31 protein-coding genes and 1 pseudogene are annotated in these 26,654 nt (G+C 70.5%); 14 read left to right on the plus strand and 18 right to left on the minus strand.

Features of this window, described 5'->3' with window-relative positions; genetic code table 11:
- The first annotated feature begins 72 nt into the window (after window positions 1–72).
- Window positions 73–600 (plus strand): GNAT family N-acetyltransferase, encoded by a 528-nt coding sequence (locus ACT4N7_RS19945; protein WP_444830286.1) that lies wholly within the window; start codon window positions 73–75, stop codon window positions 598–600.
- Here the strand turns inward: ACT4N7_RS19945 and ACT4N7_RS19950 are convergent.
- Window positions 597–1,019, minus strand: coding sequence for an ester cyclase (locus ACT4N7_RS19950; protein WP_444830287.1), 423 nt, complete (start codon window positions 1,017–1,019; stop codon window positions 597–599). The genes ACT4N7_RS19945 and ACT4N7_RS19950 overlap by 4 nt on opposite strands.
- 69 nt (window positions 1,020–1,088) lie before the next feature.
- Between ACT4N7_RS19950 and ACT4N7_RS19955 the strand changes: the two genes are divergently transcribed.
- Both ACT4N7_RS19955 and ACT4N7_RS19960 read left to right on the plus strand, forming a co-directional pair.
- The gene (locus tag ACT4N7_RS19955; protein WP_444830288.1) at window positions 1,089–1,712 is read left to right on the plus strand and encodes a TetR/AcrR family transcriptional regulator C-terminal domain-containing protein; all 624 of its coding nucleotides are present in this window, start codon (window positions 1,089–1,091) and stop codon (window positions 1,710–1,712) included.
- A gap of 25 nt (window positions 1,713–1,737) precedes the next feature.
- Entirely contained in the window at window positions 1,738–2,580 is an 843-nt protein-coding gene (locus ACT4N7_RS19960; RefSeq protein WP_444830289.1) for an N-acyl homoserine lactonase family protein, read from the plus strand.
- Between the two features lie 3 nt (window positions 2,581–2,583).
- Here ACT4N7_RS19960 and trhA read toward each other — a convergent pair whose 3' ends face one another.
- Both trhA and ACT4N7_RS19970 read right to left on the minus strand, forming a co-directional pair.
- Window positions 2,584–3,246 carry a PAQR family membrane homeostasis protein TrhA gene (trhA, locus tag ACT4N7_RS19965; protein ID WP_444830327.1) on the minus strand — a complete coding sequence of 221 codons (663 nt, stop codon included), beginning with the start codon at window positions 3,244–3,246 and terminating at the stop codon, window positions 2,584–2,586.
- A gap of 76 nt (window positions 3,247–3,322) precedes the next feature.
- The gene (locus ACT4N7_RS19970; protein ID WP_444830290.1) at window positions 3,323–3,760 is read right to left on the minus strand and encodes a CoA-binding protein; all 438 of its coding nucleotides are present in this window, start codon (window positions 3,758–3,760) and stop codon (window positions 3,323–3,325) included.
- A 49-nt stretch (window positions 3,761–3,809) separates the two neighbouring features.
- On the opposite strand from ACT4N7_RS19970, the gene ACT4N7_RS19975 reads away from it, so the two are divergent.
- On the plus strand, window positions 3,810–4,586 hold the full coding sequence (locus ACT4N7_RS19975) for an isoprenyl transferase (RefSeq protein ID WP_444830291.1): 777 nt from the start codon (window positions 3,810–3,812) through the stop codon (window positions 4,584–4,586).
- A 54-nt stretch (window positions 4,587–4,640) separates the two neighbouring features.
- Here the strand turns inward: ACT4N7_RS19975 and ACT4N7_RS19980 are convergent, their stop codons facing one another.
- A complete protein-coding gene (locus ACT4N7_RS19980) occupies window positions 4,641–4,949 on the minus strand; it encodes a hypothetical protein (RefSeq protein WP_444830292.1) in 309 nt (102 codons plus the stop codon).
- A 613-nt stretch (window positions 4,950–5,562) separates the two neighbouring features.
- On the opposite strand from ACT4N7_RS19980, the gene ACT4N7_RS19985 reads away from it, so the two are divergent.
- Window positions 5,563–6,951 (plus strand): PhoH family protein, encoded by a 1,389-nt coding sequence (locus ACT4N7_RS19985; protein WP_444830293.1) that lies wholly within the window; start codon window positions 5,563–5,565, stop codon window positions 6,949–6,951.
- Between the two features lie 40 nt (window positions 6,952–6,991).
- On the opposite strand, the gene ACT4N7_RS19990 is transcribed toward ACT4N7_RS19985, so the two are convergent.
- Together ACT4N7_RS19990 and ACT4N7_RS19995 are read right to left on the minus strand one after the other, a co-directional pair.
- The gene (locus ACT4N7_RS19990; protein ID WP_444830294.1) at window positions 6,992–8,428 is read right to left on the minus strand and encodes a GuaB1 family IMP dehydrogenase-related protein; all 1,437 of its coding nucleotides are present in this window, start codon (window positions 8,426–8,428) and stop codon (window positions 6,992–6,994) included.
- A gap of 24 nt (window positions 8,429–8,452) precedes the next feature.
- A complete protein-coding gene (locus ACT4N7_RS19995) occupies window positions 8,453–9,166 on the minus strand; it encodes an SDR family NAD(P)-dependent oxidoreductase (RefSeq protein WP_444830295.1) in 714 nt (237 codons plus the stop codon).
- A gap of 100 nt (window positions 9,167–9,266) precedes the next feature.
- Here ACT4N7_RS19995 and ACT4N7_RS20000 point away from each other — a divergent pair, with 100 nt between their 5' ends.
- Complete coding sequence (locus ACT4N7_RS20000) at window positions 9,267–10,109, plus strand: helix-turn-helix transcriptional regulator (RefSeq protein ID WP_444830296.1); 843 nt, start codon at window positions 9,267–9,269, stop codon at window positions 10,107–10,109.
- On the opposite strand, the gene ACT4N7_RS20005 is transcribed toward ACT4N7_RS20000, so the two are convergent.
- Window positions 10,106–11,620, minus strand: a complete 1,515-nt coding sequence (locus ACT4N7_RS20005; RefSeq protein ID WP_444830328.1) for an ATP-dependent DNA ligase — start codon at window positions 11,618–11,620, stop codon at window positions 10,106–10,108. The genes ACT4N7_RS20000 and ACT4N7_RS20005 overlap by 4 nt on opposite strands.
- Window positions 11,621–11,922: 302 nt before the next feature.
- A complete protein-coding gene (pdxR, locus tag ACT4N7_RS20010) occupies window positions 11,923–13,329 on the minus strand; it encodes a MocR-like pyridoxine biosynthesis transcription factor PdxR (protein ID WP_444830297.1) in 1,407 nt (468 codons plus the stop codon).
- A gap of 134 nt (window positions 13,330–13,463) precedes the next feature.
- Here pdxR and ACT4N7_RS20015 point away from each other — a divergent pair, with 134 nt between their 5' ends.
- Window positions 13,464–14,396 (plus strand): DMT family transporter, encoded by a 933-nt coding sequence (locus ACT4N7_RS20015; protein ID WP_444830298.1) that lies wholly within the window; start codon window positions 13,464–13,466, stop codon window positions 14,394–14,396.
- Here ACT4N7_RS20015 and ACT4N7_RS20020 read toward each other — a convergent pair.
- Window positions 14,342–14,590 (minus strand): hypothetical protein, encoded by a 249-nt coding sequence (locus ACT4N7_RS20020; protein WP_444830299.1) that lies wholly within the window; start codon window positions 14,588–14,590, stop codon window positions 14,342–14,344. The genes ACT4N7_RS20015 and ACT4N7_RS20020 overlap by 55 nt on opposite strands.
- Before the next feature lie 87 nt (window positions 14,591–14,677).
- On the opposite strand from ACT4N7_RS20020, the gene ACT4N7_RS20025 reads away from it, so the two are divergent.
- The 4 genes from ACT4N7_RS20025 to ACT4N7_RS20040 all read left to right on the plus strand — a co-directional run bounded on the left by ACT4N7_RS20025 (window position 14,678) and on the right by ACT4N7_RS20040 (window position 17,119).
- Window positions 14,678–15,562 (plus strand): helix-turn-helix domain-containing protein, encoded by an 885-nt coding sequence (locus ACT4N7_RS20025; RefSeq protein ID WP_444830300.1) that lies wholly within the window; start codon window positions 14,678–14,680, stop codon window positions 15,560–15,562.
- A 21-nt stretch (window positions 15,563–15,583) separates the two neighbouring features.
- Window positions 15,584–15,781, plus strand: a complete 198-nt coding sequence (locus tag ACT4N7_RS20030; RefSeq protein WP_444830301.1) for a DUF397 domain-containing protein — start codon at window positions 15,584–15,586, stop codon at window positions 15,779–15,781.
- A 157-nt stretch (window positions 15,782–15,938) separates the two neighbouring features.
- A complete protein-coding gene (locus ACT4N7_RS20035; protein WP_444830302.1) occupies window positions 15,939–16,565 on the plus strand; it encodes a NucA/NucB deoxyribonuclease domain-containing protein in 627 nt (208 codons plus the stop codon).
- Window positions 16,553–17,119, plus strand: a complete 567-nt coding sequence (locus ACT4N7_RS20040) for a DUF6461 domain-containing protein (protein WP_444830303.1) — start codon at window positions 16,553–16,555, stop codon at window positions 17,117–17,119. Before ACT4N7_RS20035 ends, ACT4N7_RS20040 begins: the two co-directional genes overlap by 13 nt.
- Before the next feature lie 381 nt (window positions 17,120–17,500).
- Here ACT4N7_RS20040 and ACT4N7_RS20045 read toward each other — a convergent pair whose 3' ends face one another.
- From ACT4N7_RS20045 to ACT4N7_RS20055, 3 genes are all read right to left on the minus strand, one after another.
- Complete coding sequence (locus ACT4N7_RS20045) at window positions 17,501–18,091, minus strand: DUF6461 domain-containing protein (RefSeq protein WP_444830329.1); 591 nt, start codon at window positions 18,089–18,091, stop codon at window positions 17,501–17,503.
- Complete coding sequence (locus tag ACT4N7_RS20050; RefSeq protein WP_444830304.1) at window positions 18,085–18,639, minus strand: NucA/NucB deoxyribonuclease domain-containing protein; 555 nt, start codon at window positions 18,637–18,639, stop codon at window positions 18,085–18,087. The genes ACT4N7_RS20045 and ACT4N7_RS20050 overlap by 7 nt, the downstream gene beginning before the upstream one ends.
- A gap of 252 nt (window positions 18,640–18,891) precedes the next feature.
- On the minus strand, window positions 18,892–20,283 hold the full coding sequence (locus ACT4N7_RS20055; RefSeq protein WP_444830305.1) for a class II fumarate hydratase: 1,392 nt from the start codon (window positions 20,281–20,283) through the stop codon (window positions 18,892–18,894).
- A gap of 96 nt (window positions 20,284–20,379) precedes the next feature.
- Between ACT4N7_RS20055 and ACT4N7_RS20060 the strand changes: the two genes are divergently transcribed.
- On the plus strand, window positions 20,380–21,363 hold the full coding sequence (locus ACT4N7_RS20060; protein WP_444830306.1) for an NAD(P)/FAD-dependent oxidoreductase: 984 nt from the start codon (window positions 20,380–20,382) through the stop codon (window positions 21,361–21,363).
- On the opposite strand, the gene ACT4N7_RS20065 is transcribed toward ACT4N7_RS20060, so the two are convergent.
- Together ACT4N7_RS20065 and glpX are read right to left on the minus strand one after the other, a co-directional pair.
- Window positions 21,364–21,975 (minus strand): L,D-transpeptidase, encoded by a 612-nt coding sequence (locus ACT4N7_RS20065; protein ID WP_444830307.1) that lies wholly within the window; start codon window positions 21,973–21,975, stop codon window positions 21,364–21,366.
- A 165-nt stretch (window positions 21,976–22,140) separates the two neighbouring features.
- Window positions 22,141–23,214, minus strand: a complete 1,074-nt coding sequence (glpX, locus tag ACT4N7_RS20070; RefSeq protein WP_444830308.1) for a class II fructose-bisphosphatase — start codon at window positions 23,212–23,214, stop codon at window positions 22,141–22,143.
- Window positions 23,215–23,350: 136 nt separating this feature from the next.
- Here glpX and ACT4N7_RS20075 point away from each other — a divergent pair, with 136 nt between their 5' ends.
- On the plus strand, window positions 23,351–23,938 hold the full coding sequence (locus tag ACT4N7_RS20075; RefSeq protein ID WP_444830309.1) for a DUF4245 domain-containing protein: 588 nt from the start codon (window positions 23,351–23,353) through the stop codon (window positions 23,936–23,938).
- Here ACT4N7_RS20075 and ACT4N7_RS20080 read toward each other — a convergent pair.
- From ACT4N7_RS20080 to ACT4N7_RS20095, 4 genes are read right to left on the minus strand one after another with little or no spacing between them, the layout of a single operon-like run.
- Window positions 23,935–24,138: an exodeoxyribonuclease VII small subunit gene (locus tag ACT4N7_RS20080; RefSeq protein WP_444830310.1), complete on the minus strand. Its 204-nt coding sequence runs from the start codon at window positions 24,136–24,138 to the stop codon at window positions 23,935–23,937. The two genes, ACT4N7_RS20075 and ACT4N7_RS20080, sit on opposite strands and share 4 nt — an antisense overlap.
- Complete coding sequence (locus ACT4N7_RS20085; protein WP_444830311.1) at window positions 24,135–24,560, minus strand: sugar ABC transporter substrate-binding protein; 426 nt, start codon at window positions 24,558–24,560, stop codon at window positions 24,135–24,137. Before ACT4N7_RS20085 ends, ACT4N7_RS20080 begins: the two co-directional genes overlap by 4 nt.
- 3 nt (window positions 24,561–24,563) lie before the next feature.
- A complete protein-coding gene (gene xseA, locus ACT4N7_RS20090; RefSeq protein ID WP_444830312.1) occupies window positions 24,564–25,808 on the minus strand; it encodes an exodeoxyribonuclease VII large subunit in 1,245 nt (414 codons plus the stop codon).
- Window positions 25,805–26,419, minus strand: a complete 615-nt coding sequence (locus ACT4N7_RS20095; RefSeq protein WP_444830313.1) for a lipid droplet-associated protein — start codon at window positions 26,417–26,419, stop codon at window positions 25,805–25,807. The genes xseA and ACT4N7_RS20095 overlap by 4 nt, the downstream gene beginning before the upstream one ends.
- Before the next feature lie 93 nt (window positions 26,420–26,512).
- Here ACT4N7_RS20095 and ACT4N7_RS20100 point away from each other — a divergent pair.
- A pseudogene (locus tag ACT4N7_RS20100) lies at window positions 26,513–26,654 on the plus strand (4-hydroxy-3-methylbut-2-enyl diphosphate reductase); the annotation flags it as partial.

Consider the following 26,654-nt stretch of genomic DNA (forward strand, 5'->3'; position numbering starts at 1 on the left):
CCGCCGGAAATCGGTGGCGCCCCGGCGGTCCGGCCGCGAAGCTGACGGTCTGGACCACGGAGGGGAGCGGCGATGCCGAAGGGGAGCCTGGTGCGATTGCGGCCGATCGAGCCGGAGGACGCGGACGCGTTGTGGCGCTGGGAAAGCGACCCCGAGGTGATGCGCTGGCTGGACGACGGCTACCTCGAATCGCTGGCCGCGATACGGAAGCGGATAGCCGATCGGGCAACCAACTCGTTCGCCAAAGTCACCTTCGGCGTCGAGACGCTGGCTGACGCCCGGCTGATCGGCGTCGTGCAACTACGGGACGCACAACCGGAGACCGGCCGCGCCGAACTCGACATCTACCTTGGCGAGCGCGACTGCTGGAACGGCGGCTTCGGCACCGAGACGATGCGGCTGATCTGCCGCTACGGCTTCGACAAGATGCGCCTGCACTCGATCGGACTGGGCGTGGTCGTGGAGAACGAGCGCGCCCGGCACGTCTACCGCAAGGTCGGCTTCGTGGAGGAAGGCCGCCTGCGCCAATCCTTCCGCCGCGACGGCCACTGGCACGACATGATCCTGATGGGCCTGCTGGAAGACGAACTGCTCGATTAGCCGGTCAACTGCTGCAAGATCGAGAGCTGGTCGAAGTAGATTCGTTCGCACACGATGCGGTCGCTGCCCGGCTCGAACAGGAACAGCGCGCACATCCGGCTGCGGAACGTGCGCCCGGTCGGCGGGATGCCGCGCAGTTCGCCGAGGTGGGTGCCGTGCAGGTCGAACTCGACCACGATGGCGTCGTCGGCGTGGCGCAGCACGACGTTGTCGTTGCGCTGGTCGGGGAAGGCCGCGCGGCTGGTCCTGAAGTAGTCCATGACCTCGTCGGCGCCGTCGTGGGTTTCGCCGGTGGCCATCAGCTCGTAGCGGGGGTGGTCGAAGGTCCCGAGCGTGTCGTCGAACCGGTGCTCGTTCTCCGAGTCCATGTGTTCGCGCACGACGGCCTCGCGGGCCTCCCGCAGTGCCATTTCGTCCATGTCCGACCTCGCATACTTACGCTGTAAGTGGTGCCGGACAGTGCAGCACTTACGGTGTAAGTTGTCAACATGGCGGTCAAGGCTCGGCTGACCCGAGAGACCGTGCTGTGGGCCGCGCTGGAGCTGGTCGACCGCGCGGGGCTCGACGCGCTCAGCATGCGGTCGCTGGCCAAGGCCCTCGGCGTCGAGGCGATGTCGCTCTACAACCACGTCACCGACAAGGCCGACCTGCTCGACGGCATCGCCGAGTTGGTGCTGTCCGGGATGACGCTGCCCGCCCGGACCGAGGACTGCTTCGCCGACGTCCGCGCGCTCGCGTTCGCCTTCCGGGACGCGGCCGTCGCGCATCCCCAGGCGTTCCCGCTGCTGGCCACCCGTCAGCTCGGCGCCGCCGCCGCGCTCCGGTTCACCGAGGCGGCGCTCGCGGTTCTGCGCGACTGCGGGCTGGACGAGCGGACCGCCGTGCACATGCTCCGCTCGTTCGTCGCGCTGCTGACCGGGTCGCTGATCCGCGAGGTCGGCGCGTCGCTCTCGTTCAGTGGCAAGGATTCCGCCGGGGTGCGGGCACGAACCGAGCAGCTCGCGGCGAGCGGGTTCCCGGCCGTGCGCGGCGCCGCCGCCCTGCTCGCGTCGTGCGACCACGACGCCGAGTACGCCTTTGGCGTGGACGCGCTGATCAGAGCCATGCGCTAGTTCTGGACAGGTGTACATTATCTGTGTGATCAGTGTCAGGGCAGTCAAGACCGGCAGCATCCGCATCCGACCCTCGCACCGGGCGGGCCGGATGGACCACCCCGTGTGGCGCCGCAGGCTGGACATGCTGCGGGACCGCGCCTGGACCGAGCCGCTGCCGATCTACACCTATCTGGTCGAGCACCCCGAGGGGCTGTTCCTGTTCGACAGCGGGGAGACCGCGCGGACCGCCACGAAGGGCTTCTTCCCCTGGTGGCACCCGTTCTTCAAGCTCGGCGTGGATATCCACGTCGCCCCGGACGACGAGATCGGGCCGCGGCTGCGCACCCTGGGGATCGACCCCGACGCCGACCTGCGCGCGGTGGTGCTGTCGCACCTGCACCACGACCACGCGGACGGCCTGCACAACTTCGAGAACACCCGCATCGTCGTCGGCGACGAGAACTGGCGGGCGTCCCGCGGTCTGCGCGGCACCATCAGCGGCGCCCTGCCGAAGCACTGGCCGAGCTGGTTCGACCCCGAGCGGATCGCCTTCGCCGGCCCGCAGGCAGGCCCGTTCGCCCGCACCCACCCGATCACCGCCGACGGACGCATCTTCGCGGTGGAGACGCCCGGCCACATGCTCGGCCACCTGTCGGTAGTCGTCCGCGCGGACGACACCACCTACTTCCTGGCAGGCGACGCCACGTACGACGAGAAGCTGCTGTGCGACCGAGTGGTCGACGGCGCGTCCTACGACGTGGCCACGTCCCTGGCGACCCTCGACGCCATCGCCGAGTTCTCCCGCGCGGAACCGACGGTGCTCTTGCCCGCCCACGACCCGTTGGCCGAGGAACGCTTGGCCGAGAAACGCCCCCTGCACGCCTGAGAACTAGGCGTACATGACCAGCCAGATCGCGACGTAGTGGCTGGTGGCGGCCAGGACTGTGGCGGCGTGGAAGAACTCGTGGTGGCCGAAGACGGTCGGCCAGGGGTTGGGCCACTTCGTGGCGTAGAAGACGGCGCCGACGGTGTAGAACAGGCCGCCCACCAGGATCAGGACCAGGGCGCCGACGCCCGCGTTGGCCAGCAGTTGGGGCAGGACGAACACCGCCACCCAGCCGAGCGCGATGTAGATCGGGGTGCCCAGCCAGCGCGGCGCGTGCGGCCACAGCAGTTTCAGCGCCACGCCCGCGATCGCGCCGCCCCAGACGATGCCGAGGACGATGTAGCCCGTGGGCTGGTCCATGGCGAGCAGGCTGAACGGGGTGTAGGTGCCCGCGATGAACAGGAAGATCATCGAGTGGTCGAGCCGCTTCATCCAGGTACGGGCGCGCTCGGTGACCCACCAGCGCCGGTGGTACAGCGCGCTGACGCCGAACAGGCCGAGCACCGTCGCCCCGTACACCGAGGTCGCGAGGGCGGCGGTGGCCGACACGGTGGACGCGGCCAGCGTGATGAGCGTGGCCCCGGTCGCGACGGACACGAAGAAGGACCAGAAGTGGATGACGCCGCGCAGCCGCGGCTTGGTGTAGCCGGCAGGCGGCCCGGTCATGGTCGCTGCAGCAGTCACACCACTGAGGCTACGGCAGCGTAGGTTGTTCGGCTCGACCTCTGTGGCTGGGCCCACATCAGGACCAGCCGACGACCTCGCGGTGCTCGACGGCCAGGCAGCGGTCCATGACCACGTCGAGCCCTGCGTCGGTGGCGATGCGGGCTGCCTGCTCGCTGATGACACCCATCTGCAGCCACAGGGCCCCAGCCCCGGCCGCGACGGCCTGCGCGGCGACCTCGGGGGCGTGTTCGGCCCGCCGGAACACGTCGACGATGTCGACCGGCTCGCCGATGTCGGCCAGCGACGCGTACGCGGGCAGGCCTTCCCAGGTGCGCAGCGCCGGGTTCACCGGGAACACCCGCAGCCCGCTGGCCACCAGATATCGGGCCACCCCGTGACTCGGCCGGGCCGGATCGGCGCTGAGGCCGACCACCGCGACCGTCCGCGACTCGCGGACCAGCCGCTCGATGACCGTGAGGTCCTGCCATATCGGATCGATCCGCGCTCGGTGCACCTCCCCATACTGCCCTGACTGCCCCCCGCACGGCGTAACCTCCTTCGCCGTGAGTCTTCGTAGGCGCGTAGCCGACATCGTTTATGGCCTCTACGAGAAGCGGCTCGTCCAGCAGGCGGGCGGTCGAACGCCGCGCCACGTCGGGGTGATGCTCGACGGCAACCGGCGCTGGGCCCGGGAAGCCGGGTTCACCGACGTCAACGACGGTCACCGGGTAGGCGCGCGGCGCATCGCCGACCTGCTCGGCTGGTGCAACGATGCGGGCGTCGAGGTGGTCACCCTGTGGCTGCTGTCGACCGACAACCTGACCAGGCCCGCGGCCGAACTCGCCCCGCTGCTGGAGATCATCGGCGACGTGGTGGACGAGTTGGCCGAGCCGGGCAGCCGGTGGCGGCTGCGCATTATCGGCACTCTCGACGTGCTGCCTTCCGAGACCGCGGCAAGGCTCTCCGCGGCCGCCCGGCGCTCGGAAGGGCGAACCGGCATGGAGGTCAACATCGCTGTGGGTTACGGCGGCAGGCAGGAAATCGCCGATGCGGTCCGCAAGTTGCTGCTGGCGCACGCCGAGGCGGGCACGAGCATCGAGGAACTGGCCGAGGTGCTCGACGTCGACCACATCGCGGAGCACCTCTACACGTCCGGCCAGCCCGACCCGGACCTGGTTATCCGAACATCAGGTGAACAGCGCCTCTCGGGCTTCCTGCTGTGGCAGTCCGCGCATTCGGAGTTCCACTTCTGCGAGGCGTACTGGCCCGATTTCCGGCGCACGGACTTCCTGCGCGCATTGCGCGCTTACGGAATTCGGCACCGCCGGTTCGGTTCGTAGCGCAACGGGAAAAGGGGCCCGCGAAATCCGCGGGCCCCTCAGTCCTCCGGGAGGTCAGCGACCGCCGAGGTCCAGCACGCCGCCGAAGCCCGAGTCGCACTCGTCGTCGCAGTCGCCCTCGACGACGTTGACGGCCGACTCGGCGATCAGGGCCGGGGTGAGCGCGATGCCGGTGTACGCACCCGCGACGAGGGCCGCGGCGCCGTAGCCCAGCGCGCCACCACCGTCGGTGAACAGGTCGACGGCGTCGCCGAAGTGCGGGTTGTGGTCGGGGAAGTCCTGGCTGTCCGCCGAGGCGAACGGGGCGGCCAGCAGCGAAAGGCCGATTGCCGCGGAGGCGATGAAGCCAACCTTCTTCAGCACGTCGAAATCTCCTTAAATGGGGGTGTCGAGGAGTCCGTGGGTCGCAGGAAAGCGCGAACCGCCTCTTCGCAAGCCAACTTACCTGGATCGAAATAGCTCGGCAGGCCAAAAACTCCATCGTGTTACGCATTCCGGCGACATTCACTCGATCCGGCCGCACGGTCGTGGACAAGTCCTCCGTGAGTGATCATCACATCGGTGGGGTTCCGAAGTGGACACTGGTGAGGGTGGGTGCCCGGCCCCGGCGTGGTCGGCGTTGCCACCCGAATGGCTGACGCCGTGTGTCACGCTCCGTGGTATGTGGGCCCGTGGGTGCCACGTGGCGTACACGTGTCCCATCGGTGACGAATTCGAAAATCACCTGTGTGGCTGCCTGCCGAGTGTCCGTCCGCGCAGGTAACTTCCGAAGTGTCGGGTCGTGTCCACTGCGGCCCGGCCCGGGAGGCCCTGGTCGTGTGCGAGCGAGAGACGATCGCGAGGGGGCCGGCACCCGGCCCTCGTGGACGGAGTGGCTGACGTCGGACAACCCCGACGTCGAGTCGAACGTCCAGCCAGGGTCAGTGCCCGGCCCACCGAGGAGCGGACGCGGTGCCGTGTCCGCGAGGGAGTTGCCGTGACCGCTTCGCGTTCGTCCAGGCGCACCGCCAGCCTTTCCTCAGGCTCTTCCCGCACCGCACCGCAGGAGGCCGACTCAGCCCGGCGCACTTATGTCCTCGACACCTCCGTCCTGCTGTCGGACCCCTGGGCGTTGACCAGGTTCGCCGAGCACTCGGTCGTGATCCCGCTCGTCGTCATCAGCGAGCTGGAGGGCAAGCGCCATCACCCGGAGCTGGGCTGGTTCGCCAGGGAGACCCTGCGGCTGCTCGACGACCTGCGGCTGCGGCACGGCAGGCTCGACAGGCCGATCCCCGTCGGCGACGCGGGGGGCACCCTGCATGTCGAGCTCAACCACTCGGACCCGGCGGTACTCCCCGCGGGCTTCCGCACCGACGCCAACGACGCGCGCATCCTCGCCTGCGCGCTCAACCTGGCGGCCGAGGACGCCGCCGTCACGCTCGTCACCAAGGACATCCCGCTGCGGGTCAAGGCGGGCGCGGTCGGCCTCGACGCGGATGAGTACCGCGCCGGGGAGGTCATCCCGTCCGGCTGGACCGGCATCACCGACGTCGAGGTGCCCCAGGAGGTGGTCGACGCGCTGTTCGCGGCCGACGACAACACCGTCGACCTGGCCGACTACGACGTGCCGAGTGCCGACCATCCGTGCAACACGGGCCTGCGGCTGCTCGCGGGCTCCAGCAGCGCGCTGGGCCGGGTCACCCCGGACAAGCAGGTCCGTCTCGTCCGGGGCGACCGGGAGGCGTTCGGGCTGCACGGTCGCTCGGCCGAGCAGCGCATCGCGCTCGACCTGCTGCTCGACCCGGACATCGGCATCGTCTCGCTCGGCGGCCGGGCGGGCACCGGCAAGTCGGCGCTGGCGCTGTGCGCGGGCCTGGAGGCGGTGATGGAGCGGGGCCTGCACCGGCGGGTGGTGGTGTTCCGCCCGATGTACGCCGTCGGTGGCCAGGACCTCGGCTACCTGCCGGGGTCCGAGAGCGAGAAGATGCTGCCCTGGGCGCAGGCGGTGTTCGACACGCTCGGCGCGCTGGTCAGCCAGCAGGTGATCGATGAGGTGCTCGACCGGGGCATGTTGGAGGTGCTGCCGCTCACGCACATCCGCGGCCGCTCCCTGCACGACACCTTCGTGATCGTGGACGAGGCGCAGTCCTTGGAGCGCAACGTGCTGCTCACGGTGCTCTCCCGGCTGGGCTCGGGGTCGCGGGTGGTTCTCACCCACGACGTCGCCCAGCGGGACAACCTGCGCGTCGGCCGGTACGACGGGGTGGCCGCGGTGATCGAGAAGCTCAAGGGCCACCCGCTGTTCGCGCACGTCACACTGACCCGGTCGGAGCGCTCGCCGATCGCGGCGCTGGTGACCGAGATGCTGGAGGACCACTCGCTGTAGGCGCGGCAGGCCGGGGAGCCCGCGCTCCCCGGCCTGCCCGTCACCATCCGCCGGGCAGCGGGCGGCCCTCGGCGAAGCCCGCCGCCGACTGGACGCCGATGACCGCGCGTTCGTGGAACTCGGCCAGGTCGTGCGCGCCCGCGTAGGTGCATGCCGACCGGACGCCGGAACAGATCGAGTCGAGCAGGTCTTCGACGCTCGGTGCCGCGGGGTCCAGGCGCATCCGCGACGAGGAGATGCCCTCCTCGAACAGCGCCTTGCGGGCCCGGTCGAAGCCGCTGTCGGTGCGGGTCCGCGCGGTGACGGCCCGCTTGGAGGCCATGCCGAAGGACTCCTTGTACGGCCTGCCGTGCTCGTCGCGCTGCAGGTCGCCCGGGGACTCGTAGGTGCCCGCGAACCACGACCCGACCATCACGCTCGCCGCGCCCGCGGCCAGCGCGAGCGCCACGTCGCGCGGGTGCCGCACGCCGCCGTCCGCCCACACCTGCTTGCCCAGTTCCCTTGCCTGCGCGGCACATTCGGCCACCGCGGAGAACTGCGGCCTGCCCACCCCGGTCATCATCCGGGTGGTGCACATCGCGCCGGGGCCGACCCCGACCTTGACCACGTCGGCGCCCGCCTCGACCAGGTCGCGCACGCCATCGGGGGTGACCACGTTGCCCGCGACCACCGGCACCCGCGGGTCGACCGACCGCACGGCCCGCAGCGCGGTGAGCATCTTCTCCTGGTGGCCGTGCGCGGTGTCCACCACCAGAGTGTCCACACCGGACTTGAGCAGCGCCGCGGCCTTGGCGGCCACGTCGCCGTTGACGCCGACCGCGGCGGCCACGCGCAGCCGCCCGTCCGCGTCGAGCGCCGGGGTGTAGATCTCCGCGCGCAGCGCGCCGCGCTCGGTGAGCACGCCCGCGAGCCTGCCGTCGCCGTCCACCGCGAGCGCGATGCACGCGGACCGGCCGTGCAGCCGGTCGAACACCGCGCGCGGCGGGGTGTCGATGGGCAGGGTGACCACGTCGGGGTCGGCGACCTCGCCGACCCGGGTGAACCGGTCGACGCCCAGGCACGCGGTCTCGTCGACGACGCCGATGGGCCTGCCCGCGGCGTCGACCACCACGACCGCGCCGTGCGCGCGCTTGGGCAGCAGGTTCAGCGCGTCGGCGACCGCGTCGCCCGCGGTGAGCACCAGCGGGGTGTCCCACACGGTGTGCCGGTTCTTGACCCAGGTCACGATGCAGCCGACCACCTCGGGGTCGACGTCCTGCGGCAGCACCACCAGGCCGCCCCGGCGGGCCACCGTCTCGGCCATCCGGCGGCCCGCGACGGCGGTCATGTTCGCCACCACGATCGGGATGGTGGCCCCCGTACCGTCCGATGTGGACAGATCGACGTCGAATCGGCTCTCCACCGGGGATCGGCCCGGCATCAGGAAGACGTCGTCGTAGGTGAGGTCGTGGTTCGGCTGCCCGTGGTAGATGCGCACGGCGCCAACCGTACGGTGTGACCCCTACCACGGCACAGGACCCACTCGGTCGAAGAAGCCGCCGGTCGGGCCGTCCTGGCCGATGGTCGCGAGCGTCACGATCGCGTCGCTGCCCTCGACGGTGTTCTGGTGCCCGGAGTTCCCGTTGAGGTCGGTGGCGGTGTATCCGGGGTCGGCGGCGTTGACCCGGAACTCGGGCAGCGCCTTGGCGTACTGCGTGGTGATCATGTTCAGCGCCGTCTTGGACGACGGGTAGTGCAGTCCCACCAGCGTGGACTCGATCCGGGCCGGGTCGGTGGTGATCGCGAGCGAGCCCATCCCGCTGGACACCATGACCACCCGGGGCGCCGTCGACCGCCGCAGCAGCGGCAGGAACGCCCTGGTCACCCGGACCGGGCCGAAGACGTTGGTGTCGTAGGTCGCCAGCAGCTCCGCCGCCCCCACCTCCAGCGCCGAGCCCCACCCGCCGCCGATGCCCGCGTTGTTGATCAGGACGTCGACCCGGCCGTGGTCGGCTTCGACCCGCTCGGCCGCCGCCGCCACGGACTTGTCGGAGGTGACGTCGATGTCCAGCACGGCCACGTCCAGGTCAGGGAGCAGCGCCGCGGCAGCCGCGCCGCGCTCGGCGTCGCGCGCGCCAAGCAACACCGTCCAGCCCAGTTCGGCGAGCCTGCGGGTCACCTCGAAGCCGATGCCCTTGTTGGCGCCGGTCACCAGTGCGATCGTTCGTTCCGTCATGGCCCGAGCCTGCTCCGGTCCGCAGGCGCCGACCAGGGCGTGTCGAGCCGGGGACCGGCGGTACCAGGCTGAGCGGGCGGGCAGGGGGCATCCTGGGGGCATGGACCGCACCGAGTTGGGCGTGATGCTGCGACTGTGGCGCGAGCGCCGCTCGCCCGGCGAACTCGGCCTGTCGGCGGGCACCCGCAGGCGCACGCCCGGTCTGCGCCGCGAGGAGGTCGCCCAGCTCGCGGGGATCTCCGTGGACTACCTCACCCGGCTCGAACAGGCCCGCGGGCCGCGTCCGTCGGCGTCGGTGCTCGCCGCGTTGGCCAGGGCGCTTGGCCTGAGCGACGCCGAGCGCGACCACCTGTTCCTGCTCGCGGGCGGGTCACCGCCGACGCCCGGGCGGATCAGCCGGACCGCGCGGGCCAGCGTGCTGCGGCTGATGGACCGCTGCACCGACCTGCCCGCGATGCTGCTCAACGCCAGGGCCGACGTGTTGGCGTGGAACGACCTGGCCGCCGCCCTGCTGGGCGACTTCTCGGCGATTCCGGTGCGGCGCCGCAACATCATCTGGCAGCGCTTCGTGCACGGGCCCGGCCGGATCGCGGCGGACCCGCCGGAGCGCGAGCGGCTCGACCGGGCGGCCTTGGCGGACCTGCGCGCGGCGGCGGCCCGCTACCCGTCCGATCCCGACATCCACCGCATGATCGAGGAGTTGCGCGGGCAGTCCGCGGAGTTCGAGCGGCTCTGGGCGGACCGCTCGGTCGACGCGCGACGAGGCGACCGCAAGCGAATCCTGCACCCCCAGGTGGGCCTGCTGGAGCTGGACTGCGATGCCCTGCTGGTGCCGGGGGACGACCAGGTGCTCATCGTGTATTCGGCCGCGCCGGGCAGCCCGGAGGTCGAGGCGCTCGCCCTGCTCCGCGTGATCGGCGTGACGCCGATGGTGTCTCCTTAGCGCAGATCGCGGACGGCGTCGATGGTGTCGGCGTCGGCGGGGTTCTTGTCGGGGCGGTAGCGGACGACGCGGGCGAAGCGCAGGGCGACGCCGCCGGGGTAGCGGGTGCTGACCTGCGCGCCGTCGAGGGCGATCTCCACCACGAGTTCCGGTCGCATGTGGACAGTCCAGTCGTCGCGGTGCGACTCGTGTTTCGGGAATTCCTCGGTCTGCCAGCGCAACAGCTCGTCGGTGAGGCCCTTGAACGTCTTGCCCACCATGACCGGCGGCCCGCCGTCGGGGTCGCGCGCGCCGAGGTGCAGGTTCGACAGCAGGCCGGTGCGCCTGCCGTGGCCCCACTCGGCGGCGAGCACGACCAGGTCGAGCGTGTGCACCGGCTTGACCTTCTGCCAAGCCTTTCCGCGCCTGCCCGCCTGGTAGGGCGAGTCGAGATCCTTGACCAGCACGCCTTCGTGGCCCGCCGCCAGCGCGGCCACCGCGAGCGCTTCGGCCGCCTCGGGCGTCGGCTCGACCACGCCCGGGATGACGTGCTCGCCGACCGCGCGGCGCAGCGCGTCGACCCGGACGCGCAGCGGCTCGTCGATGAGGTCGGTGCCGTCGAGGTGCAGGCAGTCGAAGAAGTACGGGCGCAGCAACAGGGCGCGGACCTGTTCGGCCACGGTGCTGCCGAAGCGGCTCATCGTCTCCTGGAACGGGCGCGGGCGGCCGTCGTCGGTCAGCGCGAGGGTCTCCCCGTCGAGCACCACCGACCGGCACGGCAGCGCGCGCACCAGTTCGACCAGTTCCGGGACGCTGCCGGTGATCTCGCGCAGCGTGCGCGTGTAGACCGAGACCTGGTCGCCGTCGCGGTGCACCTGGATGCGCGCACCGTCCAATTTGTACTCCACGAGGCAGGAACCCAGTTCCGCCAACGCTTCCGTGACCGACGCGCCGGGGGAGGCGAGCATCGGGCGCACCGGCCTGCCCAGCTCCAGCCGGAACGCGGCCAGCGCGTCCGCGCCCCCGCTCAGTGCGGCCGACGCGGTGTCGGGCAGCCTGCCGGAGAGCATGAACGCGCGCCGCACGGCGTCGGCGGGCACCTCGCCCGCCTTGGCGATCGCGTCGAGCATCACGCCTTCGAGGGCGCCCTGGCGCAGTTCGCCGGTGAGCAGCGCCCGCAGGAACCGCTGCTCGTCGGCCGTCGCGGCGGCGAACAACCCGCCCAGCAACTCCGCGCGTCGGGCCGCCGAGCCCTTGCCGCCCGCGCCCGCCACCTGCGTCAACACGCCGTCGACGGCCGCGACCGTCAGCGTCGGCTCGTCGGCGGGCGGCGGGGTGAGGTCGACCAGGGTGCGCCAGCCCGCGCCGATCCGGCCCTGGCGCGGCGCCCCGGCCAGGAACGCCACCACGGCCCCCACCTCCAGCGGCCCGTCGGCCCGCCGCAGCACGCCCGCCAGCGCGGCCACCTTCGCCAGCCGCGACCGGGTCGACCCGACCTCGGTCGACACCGCCACCACCTCGCCGAACCTCAGCACGGCACCATCCTGCCCCCGCCCACCGACAATCGCCGGGCGCGCCCACGAGGGAACCTCGGCCCACGCCGGCCGTCCTGTGCTGTGGGAGTCCGAAATCTCGTACCCAGTGGAGCGTTCCGATGCGCGTTGCCCGCCGTGTGATTGCCGCGATGTGCGTCGCGGTCGTCGGTGCCGCCGGTTGTGCCGCGCGGGAACCCGCCGCGCCCCCGGCAGCCGCGCCGCCCCAGGTGGCGATCGTGCGCAGCCCCGCCCAGCCGCCCGAACCCATCCCCACGGAGGCGACACCACGGGCGTGTTGGTCAAGTTCTTCGACCACCGCGCGACCTGACCGCGTCGGCCATCTCGCGCACCGCGCCGCGCAGCCGGTCGGGGCTGAGCGCGGCATAGCCGACCACCAGGCCGGGAAACGGCGCGCGGGTGAGGGCGTAACCGGACAGCGCGGGAGCGTTGACGCCGCGCTTGGCCAGCCGTAGTTGCAACGCCGCGTCGTCGGTGCCGTCCGGCAGTCGCAGCACCAGGTGCAGGCCCGCCGCGACGCCGTGGGGCCGCCAGTCGGGCAGTTCCGCGTCGACGGCGGCCAGCAGCGCGTCGCGGCGGCGTCGGTAGAGCAGTCGGGTGCGGCGCAGGTGCCGGTCGTAGCCGCCGGAGCGCACCAGGTGCGCGAGCGCGGCCTGCGGCAGGGGCGAGCAACCGAGGTCCGACAACCGTTTGCGGTCCACGAGCCGGTCGCGCAGCGCGGGCGGGACCACCATCCAGCCCAGCCGCAGCGCGGGCGCCAGCACTTTGCTGACGCTGCCGAGGTAGACCACGCGCTCGCTGTCGAGGACCTGGGTGGAGCACACGGCGGGCCGGTCGTAGCGGTGCTCGGCGTCGTAGTCGTCTTCCAGGATCAGCCCGTCGCGGTCGCGGGCCCAGGCGACCAGCGCGCGCCTGCGCTCCGGGCTGAGCACCACGCCCAGCGGGAACTGGTGCGCCGAGGTGACCAGCACGACCCGGCATCCGGTGCGCGCCAACAGGTCCACCCGCAGGCCGTGCTCGTCCACCGGCACCGGGACCGGCGTCAGCCCGTTCGCCGCGAAGGACTCCGCCGACCCGGGGTGGGTCGGGTCCTCCACGGCGATCGCGCGGTGGCCCGCGTCGCGCAGCACCCGCGCGATCAGCGTCTCGCTCTCGGCCACGCCGTGCGTGATCAGCACGTCCGCCGCCGCCACCGCGCGCACCCGGCCGAGGTAGCCGGCCAGTTCGGTGCGCAGCGCGGGCAGGCCCGCCGGGTCCGGGTAGCCGAGTTCGTCGTCGGACAGCGCGGCGAGCCCGGCCCGGCTCGCCGCCTGCCAGTCCGCGCGCGGGAAGGCGCCCAGCGCGGGCAGTCCCGGCCGCAGGTCGAACCGCCACCCCGGCACGACGTCGGCTGGCACGGACCGGTTCGCGACCGGACTCGGGGTGCAGGCGACCGTGGTGCCGGACCCGTGCCGCGCCTGGAGATACCCCTCCGCGACGAGCTGTGCGTAGCCTGCGGTGACGGTGCCCCGGGACAGGCCGAGTTGGCCCGCGAGGTCCCGGGTGGACGGCAGCCGGGTGCCCTGCGGCAGCCTGCCCTCCCGGATCGCCGTGCGCAGCGCCGCCTCCAGCGCCTTGCCCCGGCCACTGCGGGCGAGGTCGGATTCGGGGATCAGCAGCTCGCGAAAAGTGGACCAGCTCTCGGTCATGGAAAAGGAGTCTACTTCTGAACCACCTGACTTGAGGTGCGCCGGCAGTATGGCCGGGCGTTCGAAAAGTGGACCATCTTTTGATGGCCTTGGTGGTGCTTACTTCTGAACCACTCGGCGGACAGGCTCGTCGGGTGACCGTCAGCGACCTCGCCCCGCCCCGCTCGACCCGTACCGCCATCGGCGCGGGCTTGCTCACCTCCGCGATGATCGGCGGCTCCGTGCCGGTGTCCGGCATGCTGGTGGACTACCCGCTGCTCACCGGCCAGTCGATGCGGTACGGGCTCGGCGCGGTGCTGCTGCTCGGCTGGGCGCTCGCGCGCGGCTCCCGGCTCACCCGCCCGCGTCTGGCGGACGTGCCCGCGCTGCTCGCCATCGTCGCGGTGGGGATGCTCGGCTTCAACGCGTGCATGATCGCCGCCCAGCGGCACGCCGACCCCGGCCTGGTGGCCGCCGTCCTCGGCGGGAGTCCACTGGTGCTCGCGGTCGCCGTGCCACTGTTGGCGCGCACCCGGCCCGCCGTCCGCACGCTGTTCGGCGCGGGCGTCGTGGTCGCGGGCGTGGTGATCCTCTCCGGCGGCGGCACCTGGTCCGGTCCCGGCCTGCTGCTGGCCGTGCTCACCATGCTGTGCGAGGCGGGCTTCACCCTGTTCGCGGTCGCGGTGGTGCGCAGGCGGGGCGGACTGTCGGTTTCCCTGTGGTGCCACGTGATCGCGGCGGTGTCGGGTGCCGCTCTTGCGTCCTTTGTGGACGATTCAGCGGCGTGGCGGGCTCCGTCCGGCCGGGAGGCCACCGCGCTGCTCGTCGTCGCCGTGCTCACCGTGGTCGCCTTCTGCATCTGGTACCACGCCGTCGGGGTGCTCGGCGCGGACCGGGCGGGCGTGCTGATCGGGGTCATGCCGGTGGCCGGTCTGGTCGTGTCGGTGGCGTTGGGCGCGGAGCCGCTGACGGCGGCGGCGGTGGCAGGCGTGTGCGTCGTCGGACTGGGCTGCGTTGTCGGACTGCGCCGGGGTCACGCCGATTCCGGGTCGAACTCTTCGAGCCAGTCCAGCGTTTCGCTCATGTAGCGGCCGATCACGGCGGACTGTCCCGGCGTGAGCACGATGTGCCTGCCCTCGCCATCGGTGATCGTCACGTCGGGCATGCGCATGGTCATCCTGGCCGCCCCTTGCCCGTCGCGTCCGCCCACCGACCACGTCTTCTCGACCGGGACGCGGTTCATGATCTCCTGGTGCATCGCGGCGATCTGCTGTTCATCCACTGTGGAGCCTCCAGCTATCCTCTAGCCCATTGGGGGAAGTCAGCGTCGCTCGTTGCATGCGGTGCACGCTATAACCCAATCGTGTGATTGCAACTGAGCCGCGCAAGCCGCGAAGATGCCGCCATGCCGGGAAACCCACACACGTCGGTCAGGTCCAGGACAGTCGCCGCCGAACTGCGGAAACTGCGCGAGGACAAGGGATTGAGCTGCGCCGAGGTAGGTGAGCGGCTCGGCGCGTCGGCCAGCAAGATCAGCCGGATGGAGACGGGGAACAGTGGTTTGCAGGTGGAGGACGTCGCCGCGCTGCTGGGCTTCTTCGAGGTGTCGGCCAGACGCCGCCAGGAACTCCTGGACCTGCTCAAACGCGGCGACCAGAAAGGCTGGTGGGAACGCCAGGCCGGACTCCCCACCCTGTGGCGCGCCTTGATCGACTTCGAGAACAAGGCAACCCGAATCCAGAACTACGAGCCGCTGGTGGTGCCCGGACTCTTGCAGACCGACGAATACACCGCCGCCCTGATCCAGGGCACTGAACCGACGCTTTCCGATGCCGAACTGGACAACCTGGTTGCGTCCCGGATGGCACGGCAAACCCTGCTGACCAGGTCAAATGCCCCGCAGTACCTTGCTGTGGTCCACGAGGCGGCGCTACGGATGCCGGTTGGCGGCAAGGGCGTGATGGCCCGCCAGTTGCGCCGCCTGTTGGACTTGATGGAGCGGCGCAACATCGGTGTGCGATTGGTGCCGACTAGTTCGGGCGCTCACGCTGGACTGCGAGGTCCCTTCGTGATCCTGGAGTTCGCCGAGGAACCAGCCTTGGTGCACGTGGAGAACCAGGACACCGGCATGTTCTTGGAAGAGGATGCCGACCTCGCGGGCTATCGGCTGGCGCTGCGGAATATCCTGAACGCGGCCCTTGCACCCGATGCAACGGCCGAGCGGCTCGCGGCGATCGCGGCCGAGTCGAGCTGATGAAGACGAGAGGAGCGCGGCATGTCTGCGCTGGACCTGAGCACCGCCCGCTGGCGCAAGAGCACCCGCAGCACCAACACCTCGAACTGTGTGGAGGTGGCGTTCCCCGGCGCGGTGGCCGCCGTGCGGGACTCGAAGAACCCGGCAGGCCCGGCGCTGCTGATGCCCGCCGCCTCCGTCACCGCATTGCTGACCACCGTCCGCGCCGAATCAATCTGAGGACGCCGAAGACCTCGGCAGGCGGTGCGCCGCGCACGAGTCTGATGGCAGCCAACGTAACGCGGCGAGTTCCGGGCTGTCCCGAGCAGTATTCCGGCTCTACGCCATCAACAACCAGTGTCCGACGGCACACCGTCCGTAGCCATCAGGAGGCAGTATGGCCAAGACCAAGACCGGTCTGCTCCTGCCCGTGTTGGCCGTTGCCGGACTGATCGCCTACTTCGGCCTGGACGCGGTCACGGACACTGTGGGAGACCTGCTCGGCAGTAACGACCCGGTGATCGTCGCGGACAACGGCCACCAACTCCTTGTCGGTGGTGACGGTAAGTCCAAGGTCGAGCAGTGCACGGCACAAGTCACCCTGACCACCCGCCAGTGTGGTGACGTCAAGGTGGTCGTCATCGACGCGGGCAAGATGTCTTTCATCGCCCGCAACATCAGGTTGGCCTGGGCCGAAGGGCAGCCCGCCATCCTGCACCGCGAGTCGGCCAACGCCCGTGCCAAGCGCGGCAAGGTCTGCGGCTCGTCGTTCAAGAAGACCTATCCTCGTGGCTCGTGCGATGAGTTTTCCTTCGCCTCCAGCCGTGAGGGCGGTTCAGGTGCACGGGCGGAGGAAGTGCACGAGGATGAGCAGTTCTGCCAGGGCGGCACGATCAGCTCCGCCTATCAGCGCCTGCCGATCAACGAAGGCGACGCCTACCTGGTGGTCATCAGCAATCCCGACAAGATCGCCGCAGCGCCATGGGCAGGCCAGGAAGTAAAGGTGGACACATGCTTGGGCTAGAACAGGTTCGCCGCTACGCCTGGGCAGACGAAGACACCAACCTGGCGTGGACGCTGGCCGTCGTCACCGGCCGCACAACGGACGAGGTGATCCGCGCCTACGGCGGCGACCCAGGCCACCCCGCCGAAACTCTGCCGTTCACCCGCGCCCAGGTGCCGCCGAAAGAGCTAGGCGCGTACTCACTCCTGCAAGTACGGCAGGTTGGCCGCTTCGTCGTGGCTGTCGAGAACAACGGCTGGCGCGGCCAGGTTGCCGAGGTCGCCGAACGTGCCTCCCGAAGCGGCGGGGGCTACCTGAGCATCTTCTGGAACCTCAACGCCAACTACAAACTGACGCAGGCCAGGGACGGCAAGGTGCTGGCCTCATTCGATCCGCTCACCGTCCAGTACCCGGCCCCGGTTGGTGAGACCTACCCGGACTGGATCACGGATGTGGTGTTCACCGACGACAACTTGCACGCGGTCTTGCTGGCGGTCGTTGAGCAACAGACCGGTCTGACACTGGATCCGGCCTGGCTCACTGGTCCGCTGCCGACCTACCGGATTCCAGCGTAGTTCCCAGCCGTCGCAACACGTCTAACCTCTGATCACTTCCTAGTCCCGTTCAATATCCACCGACTCAAGTGGCGCGGGACAGGACGGGAGGCAGTGGCACAGGCGGAACTTGAAGCTCTCGCCGACAACGACGACGTCGGCACGGTGGCGTCCAGTGCCGAGGCCGTCTTGCTCGGGGTGGCGGAAACAGCGGGCAATGGCTGAGGACACATCGATGAATCCTGGGTGGAGGGTTGTCTTGGACGTCGAGGACATGCGCGTGCGGTGCGCTGTGCACGCGGCGTGGATGGCGGCGAACCAGGCTGTCGCCGCCGCTGCGCTGGCCTTTGGGCAAGCCAATCAGCAAGCCCTCGCGGACCTGGGCCTACCCAACGTTCAACACTACGCGATCCAAGCGTTTTCGATTCCAGCCAACAGCACTCTCGGCGGCGGGATTCGATAGAGTGGAAGCCTTCGGTCCAGCCAGTTCCGATCGAATGCCAGCCCGGTCTGCTGTTCCATGACGTGTAGGCAAGTCGAGCGTAGGTGGTCCACTTCGAACACGGTTTCGCTCGCCCAGGCAGGGCGAACTTCGCCCAGTTCGACCGGCCCGTTCGCGGACATCGGATCGAATAGTGCCGAGACTTGACCTTCGGCTGCCTGAACGATCCGGTATACGCCGTTGACGTTCCAGTGGACGCTGAAGAACCGGCCGCCCGCAGACGCGCGACGAGCCACCTCGGGAATGCTGCCCGTCCATCCGTTTTGTTCTATCGCGATGACGTAGCCGCCGTGCGTCAAAATTTGGACATGGAAATATTCTCCAAAGTTGTCTTCGGGCACCCATGATTCCTCGAAGGTTGCCTGATCCATGGGGCTGGACGGATCACCTCCGTATGCCTTTACGACGTCGTCGGGATTGCGGTCTGATACGACCGCGACGGTCCAGGCCAGGTCGTACTCCTTGTCTGCCCACTGATGCCGATTTAGCATTGGATCGGCCTCACGGCCTGACCTTGCCACGGCTGCTTCGCGATCTGATCAGGGTTGGAAATCACCACTAGATATGCCTCGCCGTCTTTGATATTCTGATACCGGTAGGAGGTGCTGAGTGTTCCGCCCTGACAGTTCTGCTCGTCGGGATGAACCTCTTCGGTCCGGGCGCCCTTTCCGCCCTCTTGCGACGAAGCAAAAGGATATTCGTCGCAAGATCCATTTTCATACTTCTTGGTGAAGTTCCGCTTGCAGACCTCGGTATATCGAGAGTCGCGACCGATCGAGTCCTTGTGCAGGATAAAGGCCTTGCCGTCCAGCCAGGCCGTTTGGATATTGCGTGCGATGTAGGACATTTTGCGGGCATCGATGATGACAATTTTGTATTTGTCACATTTCTTGTCGTTGAGTATCTGGGTCGGCGCGCACTGCTTGACGAGGGGATTGGCGCCGGGCGCTACCGCGTAGTTCATGTTTGGTTGGAACAGTTCGATGACGGACGGAGCCTGGGCGACGATACCGCCGAGTATCGGAACGTCGACGGCCACGCGTCGGACTGGCGGAACCTGTGTTACGACGATCACGACTACCAGGATTCCGACAATCTTGTTCCGAACCTTGCCTCGCGTTCTACTGCTCATGTGCGCATGCCTCCCCGGTGCTCGGGCCGATGGTGGTGCGCCGCGTGGCGCGTCCGGGACTACTCCGCCTGGCAGTACATGACCAGAACGGCAGAAGCCTGGCCGGTACAGCCACAGGGAGTGTCGCAAAGACCACGGACAGTTGTCACGACGTGAGGGTCAATGGCCGCCGTGGGCCATGTCCAGGACGTCCAGGGCCTTGTCGAGTTGGGCCAGGGTGAGTTTGCCGTTGTCCACGTGGCCGCGTTCCAGGACGACCGCACGGATCGTGCGCCGCTCCTTGAGCGACTGCTTGGCGATCGACGCGGCCTCCTCGTAGCCCAGGTAGGCGTTGAGGGGCGTGACGATCGACGGGGACGACTCGGCGAACTCGCGCAGTCGGTCGACGTCCGCCTCGACACCCGTGATCACCTTCTCGGCCATGAGCCGGGCGACGGCGGCGAGCAGGCGGGCCGACTCCAGGATGTTGCGGGCGATCACCGGCAGCATCACGTTGAGCTGAAAATTGCCCTGCGTACCCGCGAATGCCACGGCCGCGTCGTTGCCGATCACCTGGGCGACGACCATCATCGTCGCCTCCGGGATGACCGGGTTGACCTTGCCCGGCATGATCGACGACCCGGGTTGCAGGTCCGGCAGCCGCAACTCCGCGAGGCCGGTGCGCGGGCCCGAACCGAGCCAACGCAGGTCGTTGGCGATCTTGAACAGGGACACCGCGACCGTGCGGAGCTGCCCGGACGCCTCGACCACCGAGTCCTGGGTGGCCTGTGCCTCGAAGTGGTCGCGGGCCTCGGTGACCGGCAGGCCGGTGACGCGCGCCAACTCCGCCGACACCGCCGCGCCGAACCCGGCTGGCGCGTTGAGACCGCTGCCCACGGCCGTTCCGCCGATCGGCAGCTCGCCGAGGCGGGGGAGCACCGACCGCAGCCGCTCGACGCCGTAGCGGACCTGGGCGGCCCAGGCTCCGGCCTCGTCGCCCAGGGTCACCGGGACGGCGTCCATCAGGTGCGTGCGACCCGATTTGACTACTTCCGCCCATTCCGCCGCGCGGGCCTCGATGGCCTCGGCGAGCCGCTCCAGCGCCGGAATCACCTCGGCGACCAGCGCTTCCGTGGCCGCGAGACGCAGCGTCGTCGGGAAGGTGTCGTTGGACGACTGGGACGCGTTGACGTGGTCGTTCGGGTGCACGTCGCGGCCGAGGGCGCGGGTGGCGAGGGTCGCGATGACCTCGTTGGCGTTCATGTTGGACGACGTGCCCGAGCCGGTCTGGAACACGTCGATCGGGAACTGGTCGTCGTGGGCGCCGTCGGCGACCTCCTGCGCGGCGGCGGCGATCGCCTCGGCCAGGTCGGCGTCGAGCCCGCCGATACGGCCGTTCACCCGCGCGGCGGCGGCCTTGAGCAGGCCGAGCGCCCGGATCTGGGTCCGCTCCAGGCCACGCCCGGAGATCGGGAAGTTCTCGACGGCGCGCTGGGTCTGCGCGCGCCACAGCGCGGCGGCGGGCACGCGGACCTCGCCCATGGTGTCGTGCTCGATGCGGAAGTCGGCCATGGCACCAGTCTCGCCCCGTTGACGATGTTGGGCATGGTCAGCTTCCGCACATAGGCTGACGCCCAGGACGCCCGCCCCGCCCGAGAGCAGGTACGCATGACCGCGCCGACCGACGTCGACATCCTCATCGTCGGCGCAGGCCCCACGGGCCTGTTCGCCGCCTACTACGCCGGGTTCCGCGACCTGACCACGGCCGTGGTCGACTCGCTGCCCGAGCCGGGCGGCCAGGTCACCGCGATGTACCCGGAGAAAATGATCTTCGACGTGGCCGGGTTCCGGGCGGTGCGCGGGCGCGATCTCGTCGCCGGGCTGGTCGAGCAGGCCGAGCAGTGGAAACCGACCTACCTGCTGGGCAGGCGGGCGCACGCACTGTCCGAAGTGGACGGCAAGCTGGAGGTGGGGCTGGACGGCGGCACCGTGGTGCGGGCCGGGGCGGTGCTGATCACCGCGGGCATCGGCGAGTTCTCCCCGCGCCCGCTGCCCGCGGGCGACGGCTGGCTCGGCCGCGGCATGGTGCACTTCGTGCCCGCCCTCGACGTGCACCGCGGCCAGGACGTCGTGGTCGTCGGCGGCGGCGACTCGGCGTTCGACTGGGCGCTCGCGCTGCACCCGATCGCCACCAGCGTCACCGTGGTCCACCGCCGCGCCAAGTTCCGCGCGATGGCCACCACCGTCCGCGAGGTGCAGGGGCTCGGCGTCCGCGTCATCGTCGACGCCGAGGTGGTTGCCTTGCGCGGCAACGACTCCGGGCTGCACGAGGTCGAGTTGGCGGTGAAGGGCGTCGACGGGCCGCTGGTGCTGCCCGCGCAGGCGGTCGTGGCGGCGCTGGGCTTCACCGCCGACCTCGGCCCGATCGAGTCGTGGGGCCTGGAGATCACGCAGCGTTCGATCGCCGTGGACACCACGATGCGCACGATCCGCGACCGCGTCTACGCCGCGGGCGACGTCGCCGCGTACCCGGGCAAGGTGAAGCTGATCGCGACCGGCTTCGGCGAGGCCGCCACGGCGGTCAACAACATCGCGGTCGCGCTCAACCCGGAGGCACACCTGTTCCCCGGCCACTCCAGCAACGCGGAGTGACTAGCGCACCACCTGGACGACGGAGCCGACGCGGAGTTTGTTGTAGAACATCTTCGCGGCGGCGTTGGACAGGTGGATGCAGCCGTGCGAGGTCTGGCGCAGGCTGCCCTCGTGGAAGGCGATGCCGCCGTTGAAGAACACCGAGTAGGGCATCGGCGCGTTGTTGAAGATGCTGCTCTTGTGGTCGATGTTCTTGAAGGAAACCCGGAAAGTGCCCGGCGGCGTGCGGTAGCCCGCGCGGCCGTGGGTGATCGGCACCGGCCCGTAGATCACCTTGCCGTCCGCCAGCAGCCACGACTGGTTGGCCGACAGGTCGATGCACGCGTCGGCCGTGGCGCTGCACGGGGCGCCCTGGGCGGGTTTCGGCGCGGGCTTGCTGGTGGGCTTCGGCTTCGGCTTGGTGGTGGTCACCGGAGGTTTGGTCGTGGTCGGCGCGACCGTGGTGGTGGTCGTGGTCGGCGCCACCGTCATCGTGGTGGTGGGCGCGGCGGAACTCGTGGTCGTCGTCGTGGTGTTGACCTGCGCCTGCGGCGCGGCCGTCCCGGTGCTGCACGCGGACAGCAGCGCGGCCACGGCGACCGCTGCCCCCAGGGCCACCCTCTTGACCTGCATGTCGGCTCCTCGCCTGCCCCAGTCGGCACCCCGTGGCCGACCCTGCGGTGACACAATCCCTCACCGAGAAGACGCTTGCGTCGTACAGAAGGTTGCCGACCGCGATCAATCCGTTACCCGATCGGGGGCCCGGTCACACTGTCGTGGACCGAGCCCCGGGGGCGGCTACGGCAGCGGGGGCAGCGACTCGTCGCCGTCTTCCTCGTCGGTGCGGTCGAAGTCGACCGAGGAGTACTCGCGCAGCTTCGTCAGCCGGTGGAAGCCGTCGATCATGCGCACGGTGCCGGACTTCGAGCGCATCACGATGGACTGGGTGGTGCAGCCGCCCGCGCGGTAGTGCACGCCGCGCAGCAGGTCACCGCCGGTGATGCCGGTGGCGCAGAAGAACACGTTGTCGCCGCGGACCAGGTCGTCGGTGAGCAGCACCCGGTCGAGGTCGTGGCCAGCGTCGATCGCCTTGGCCCGCTCCGCGTCGTCCGTGGGCCAGAGCCTGCCCTGGATCGCGCCGCCCATGCACTTGAGCGCGGCGGCGGCGATGATCCCCTCCGGGGTGCCGCCGATGCCGATCAGCAGGTCGACGCCGGTGTTGGGGCGGGCGGCGGAGATCGCGCCCGCGACGTCGCCGTCGGAGATGAAGTGGATGCGCGCGCCCGCCTCGCGCACCTCGCGCACCAAGTCGTGGTGCCGCGGCCGGTCGAGGATGCACACCGTCACGTCGGACACGTCGCTGTGCTTGGCCTTCGCCACCCGCCGGATGTTCTCCGCCACGGGCGCGGTGATGTCCACCACGTCGGCCGCCTCGGGGCCGACCGCGATCTTCTCCATGTAGAACACCGCCGACGGGTCGAACATCGCGCCCCGCTCGGCCACGGCAAGCACGGCGATCGCGTTCGGCATTCCCTTGGCCATCAGGGTGGTGCCGTCGATCGGGTCGACCGCGACGTCACAGTCCGGGCCCTCGCCGTTGCCCACCTCCTCGCCGTTGAACAGCATCGGCGCCTCGTCCTTCTCGCCCTCGCCGATCACCACCACGCCGCGCATCGTGACCGTGCCCACCAGCTTGCGCATCGCGTCCACCGCGGCCTGGTCGCCGCCGTTCTTGTCGCCGCGACCCACCCAGCGACCCGCGGCCATCGCCGCGGCCTCGGTGACCCGAACCAGCTCCAGCGCGAGGTTGCGGTCGGGCGCCTCCCGTCTGCGCGGTGCGGATGCGCTGGTGGACGGGGTCGAGGTGCTCATACTGCCTCCCGGGTCGACGCGCGGCCTTGGCGATTACAGACCAATCCGCATCCTCCCAGACCTGGACCAGTCGGCGCGCACACGCGCGGCCGTGCCCCTCGTCACCCGGGACGCGGGCGCCTGCGACGATGGAACCGTGGCGCAGACCCCCGAACCTCCGCGGCGCAAGGACCGGGCCAACCAGACCTTGCGCGACATGGTGCTGTCGCTGCTGGCCTTGCTGCTGATCATCGGGGCGCTGCTGTTCTTCAACCGCGGCTGCTCGTTCAGCCCCGGCACACCCGAGGCCGACCCGGCCACCGCGCCCACCGTCGACCTGCGCGCCGACCTCGGCCGCGCCGCGCGCGGCGTCGACTTCCCGTTGCGGCTGCCCGAGGTGCCCGCCGGGTGGCGCGCGAACTCGACGAGCACGTCGCCGGTCGAGCCGGTGTCGGTGGTGGTCCGCGCGGGCTGGCTCACGCCCGCGCGGTTCGTCCAATTGAGCCAGTCCGCGGCGCCCGCCGCCGACCTGGTGCGGGTCGAGACCGGGCGGGAATCCGGTCCGGTGGGCGAAATCGAGGTCGCCGGTACCAAGTGGACGGTCTACCCAGGCAGGCGCGACGAGCGGGCGTGGGTCGCCGATTTCGCCGGGGTGCGCACGCTGATCACCGGCAGCGGCACCGAGGACGAGTTCCGCGCGCTGGCGTCCGCACTGCCCGCGTCGACACCGCTCGCGGCGAACTAGTCGGGGCCCGCTTCCACCGCTGCAAGGGCGGTTTCTACGCGTTCGCGGGCGCCCGCCAGGTGTCGGTCGCAGACCTTCGCCAGCGCCTCGCCGCGTTCCCACAGGGTCAGCGAGTCCTCAAGGGACAGTCCGCCCGCTTCCAGCTTGGCCACCACGGCGGCCAGTTCGTCGCGCGCCTGCTCGTACCCTGGCTCGCTCACCCTGCGGGACTCCTCACTCGGTTGCGCACTCGCACCAGCGCGGTGGCCACCGCCTGGTCGTAGCCGACGAACGCCTCGGCGAACTCGGCGCCGTCGCGCTCCGCGACGGCTTCCTCGATGGTGACCCGCGCCTGCTCGATCCGGCCGCGGTGGTACGCGCCGTCGCCGTGCCACCAGGACTCGCCCGCGTAGGCCGAGGCCGCCGCGGAGAGTTCGCGCAGCCGGGCAGGCAGCAGGTGGCGGCCCGGCGCGTCGCACCCGGCGAGCAGCGCGGCCCAGCACTCGGCGGCGGCGGCGTCCACCCGCAGCGCACTGATGTGGACCATGTGGTCGCCGAGGCCGCTGCCCGGCGCGCGGGACAGCGAGTGGGCCGTGGCGAGGGTGAGCGGCAGGAACGTCGGTTCCCGATGGAGTCTCGCCACCGCCTAGCTCCCTTCACCCGCCGATTCCCGATCGCCGGTGGCGACCGCGTGCAGCGCGCCGTCGGCGAGCCGGATTCGCAGCCGGGCACCCTCCGGCGCGTCCTCGATGGAGCGGAGAACCCGGGGAGTCCCGTCGGCGTCGGTGTGCTGGACGACCGCATACCCACGCGCAAGGGTGGCGGCTGGTCCCAGGGTCGTCAAGCGGGCCCGGGTGTTGGACAGCGTCGACTGCTCCGCGGCGAGCCCGCCCAGCAGCGCCCGCCTGCCCCGCTCGGCCAGCGCGGACACCTCGTCGGCGCGCCGGTCGAGCGGCGTCAGCGGGTCGGCCAGCACCGGCCTGCTGCGCAAAGAGGCCAGCAAGCGGTACTCGCGGTCCACCCAACCGTGCAGCGCGCGGCGGGCCCGGTCGCGCAACTGGCGCACCCGCGCGGACTCCTCGACGACGTCCGGGACGACCCGCTTGCCCGCGTCGGTCGGCGTCGAACACCGCACGTCCGCGACATGGTCGAGCAGCGGGGTGTCCGGCTCGTGGCCGATCGCGCTGAGCACGGGAGTGCGGCAGGCGGCCACCGCGCGGCACAACTCCTCGTCGGAGAACGGCAGCAGGTCTTCCACACTGCCGCCGCCCCGGGCGATCACGATCACGTCGACCTCGGCGTCTTTGTCCAAAATGGACAGCGCGTCGAGGATCTGCGGCACCGCGAGCGCGCCCTGCACCGCGACGTTCTCCACCCGGAACCGCACCGCGGGCCAGCGCGCGGTCGCGTTCGCCAGCACGTCGTGCTCCGCGGCCGACGCCCGGCCGGTGATCAGGCCGATCCTGGTCGGCAGAAACGGCGGCCGACGCTTGCGTCTGGGGTCGAACAGGCCCTCGGCGCCGAGCAGCTTGCGCAGCCGCTCGATGCGCGCCAGCAACTCGCCGATCCCCACCGCGCGGATCTCGTCCGCACGCAGGCTCAGCGTGCCGCGGTTGAGGAAGAACGTCGGCTTCGCGTGCACGATCACCCGCGTGCCGTCGACCAGCGGCGGCTCATGCTGACGCAGCAGCGCGGTCGAACACGTGACAGTCATCGAGACGTCCGCGGCCGGGTCGCGCAGGGTCAGGAACGCCGTGCCGGTGCCCGGGCGGGCCGATATCTGCGTCACCTGGCCCTCGACCCAGACCGTGCCGAGCCGGTTGATCCAGTCGGCGATCTTGCGGGCGACCGTGCGGACCGGCCAGGGCTCCTCGGCGGTCGGCGCGGTCACCGCTGGTCGCGCACCGTCGCGATGCGGCGGGTGAGCATGCCGACGAACGACGGCCGGTTCTGCCGCACGCGCTCGTAGGCCAGCAGTTCCTCCAGGTCGGACACGGCGAACGCGCGCAGCCGGGCGCGCAACTGCGGCAGCGACAGCTCGTCGTAGTTCGGCACCGCGGCGGGCGTCTCCGCGATCGCCTTCTCCTCCTGCTCCCACGGGTCCGCGGCGCTCGCGTCCACATCGGCCAGGTCGCTGTCGTCCGGGTCGATGTCCGCGTCTGTCTCGGCGCCGATTGTCTCGGCAACGATCTCCGCGTCGATCTCGTGGTCCTCGACGCGGTCGAAGGCGGGGCGGCTCACGTCGTAGCGGTCGGTGTCGGCGTCCTCGTCGAACGTCGCCCAATCCGGGGTCTCCTCGACCGGCCGCAGCGCGGCCAGCGCCCCGTCGCCCTTGATGGCGAGTTCGGTCACGTGCTGCTGCACCCGCATGGACACCTGCAGGGCCTGGCTGGCCACCGTCACCGGCAGCCCGGCGATCCGCATCGGCAGGTCGCGGGCACGTTCCACCGCGGTGACCGCGAGCCCGGCCGCGATCCGCAACGGCAGGGGGAGAGGCTTCATGGCCACTAGCCTGCCCGAGTCCGGCCGATCTGCACAGCGAGGGTCCGGCCACACCCGGGCGGCGGCGCGGTCGGGCGTCCGTACCCTGGGGGCATGAGTGCTGCGACCAAGCGTGTGCTGCTGGCCAAGCCGCGCGGCTACTGCGCCGGTGTCGATCGAGCCGTGATCACGGTGGAGAAGGCGCTGGAGACCTACGGTCCGCCGGTGTATGTGCGCAAGGAGATCGTGCACAACA

This window comes from Actinokineospora sp., from assembly GCF_052390155.1.
GTDB lineage: Bacteria > Actinomycetota > Actinomycetes > Mycobacteriales > Pseudonocardiaceae > Actinokineospora.

Coding starts and splice junctions, on each gene's coding strand:
- ACT4N7_RS19945 (WP_444830286.1), top strand. CDS start 73: ATGCCGAAGGGGAGCCTGGTGCGATTGCGGCCGATCGAGCCGGAGGAC.
- ACT4N7_RS19950 (WP_444830287.1), bottom strand. CDS start 1,019: ATGGACGAAATGGCACTGCGGGAGGCCCGCGAGGCCGTCGTGCGCGAA.
- ACT4N7_RS19955 (WP_444830288.1), top strand. CDS start 1,089: ATGGCGGTCAAGGCTCGGCTGACCCGAGAGACCGTGCTGTGGGCCGCG.
- trhA (WP_444830327.1), bottom strand. CDS start 3,246: ATGACCGGGCCGCCTGCCGGCTACACCAAGCCGCGGCTGCGCGGCGTC.
- ACT4N7_RS19995 (WP_444830295.1), bottom strand. CDS start 9,166: ATGACGGAACGAACGATCGCACTGGTGACCGGCGCCAACAAGGGCATC.
- ACT4N7_RS20000 (WP_444830296.1), top strand. CDS start 9,267: ATGGACCGCACCGAGTTGGGCGTGATGCTGCGACTGTGGCGCGAGCGC.
- pdxR (WP_444830297.1), bottom strand. CDS start 13,329: ATGACCGAGAGCTGGTCCACTTTTCGCGAGCTGCTGATCCCCGAATCC.
- ACT4N7_RS20030 (WP_444830301.1), top strand. CDS start 15,584: ATGTCTGCGCTGGACCTGAGCACCGCCCGCTGGCGCAAGAGCACCCGC.
- ACT4N7_RS20035 (WP_444830302.1), top strand. CDS start 15,939: ATGGCCAAGACCAAGACCGGTCTGCTCCTGCCCGTGTTGGCCGTTGCC.
- ACT4N7_RS20040 (WP_444830303.1), top strand. CDS start 16,553: ATGCTTGGGCTAGAACAGGTTCGCCGCTACGCCTGGGCAGACGAAGAC.
- ACT4N7_RS20045 (WP_444830329.1), bottom strand. CDS start 18,091: ATGCTAAATCGGCATCAGTGGGCAGACAAGGAGTACGACCTGGCCTGG.
- ACT4N7_RS20055 (WP_444830305.1), bottom strand. CDS start 20,283: ATGGCCGACTTCCGCATCGAGCACGACACCATGGGCGAGGTCCGCGTG.
- ACT4N7_RS20060 (WP_444830306.1), top strand. CDS start 20,380: ATGACCGCGCCGACCGACGTCGACATCCTCATCGTCGGCGCAGGCCCC.
- ACT4N7_RS20065 (WP_444830307.1), bottom strand. CDS start 21,975: ATGCAGGTCAAGAGGGTGGCCCTGGGGGCAGCGGTCGCCGTGGCCGCG.
- glpX (WP_444830308.1), bottom strand. CDS start 23,214: ATGAGCACCTCGACCCCGTCCACCAGCGCATCCGCACCGCGCAGACGG.
- ACT4N7_RS20095 (WP_444830313.1), bottom strand. CDS start 26,419: ATGAAGCCTCTCCCCCTGCCGTTGCGGATCGCGGCCGGGCTCGCGGTC.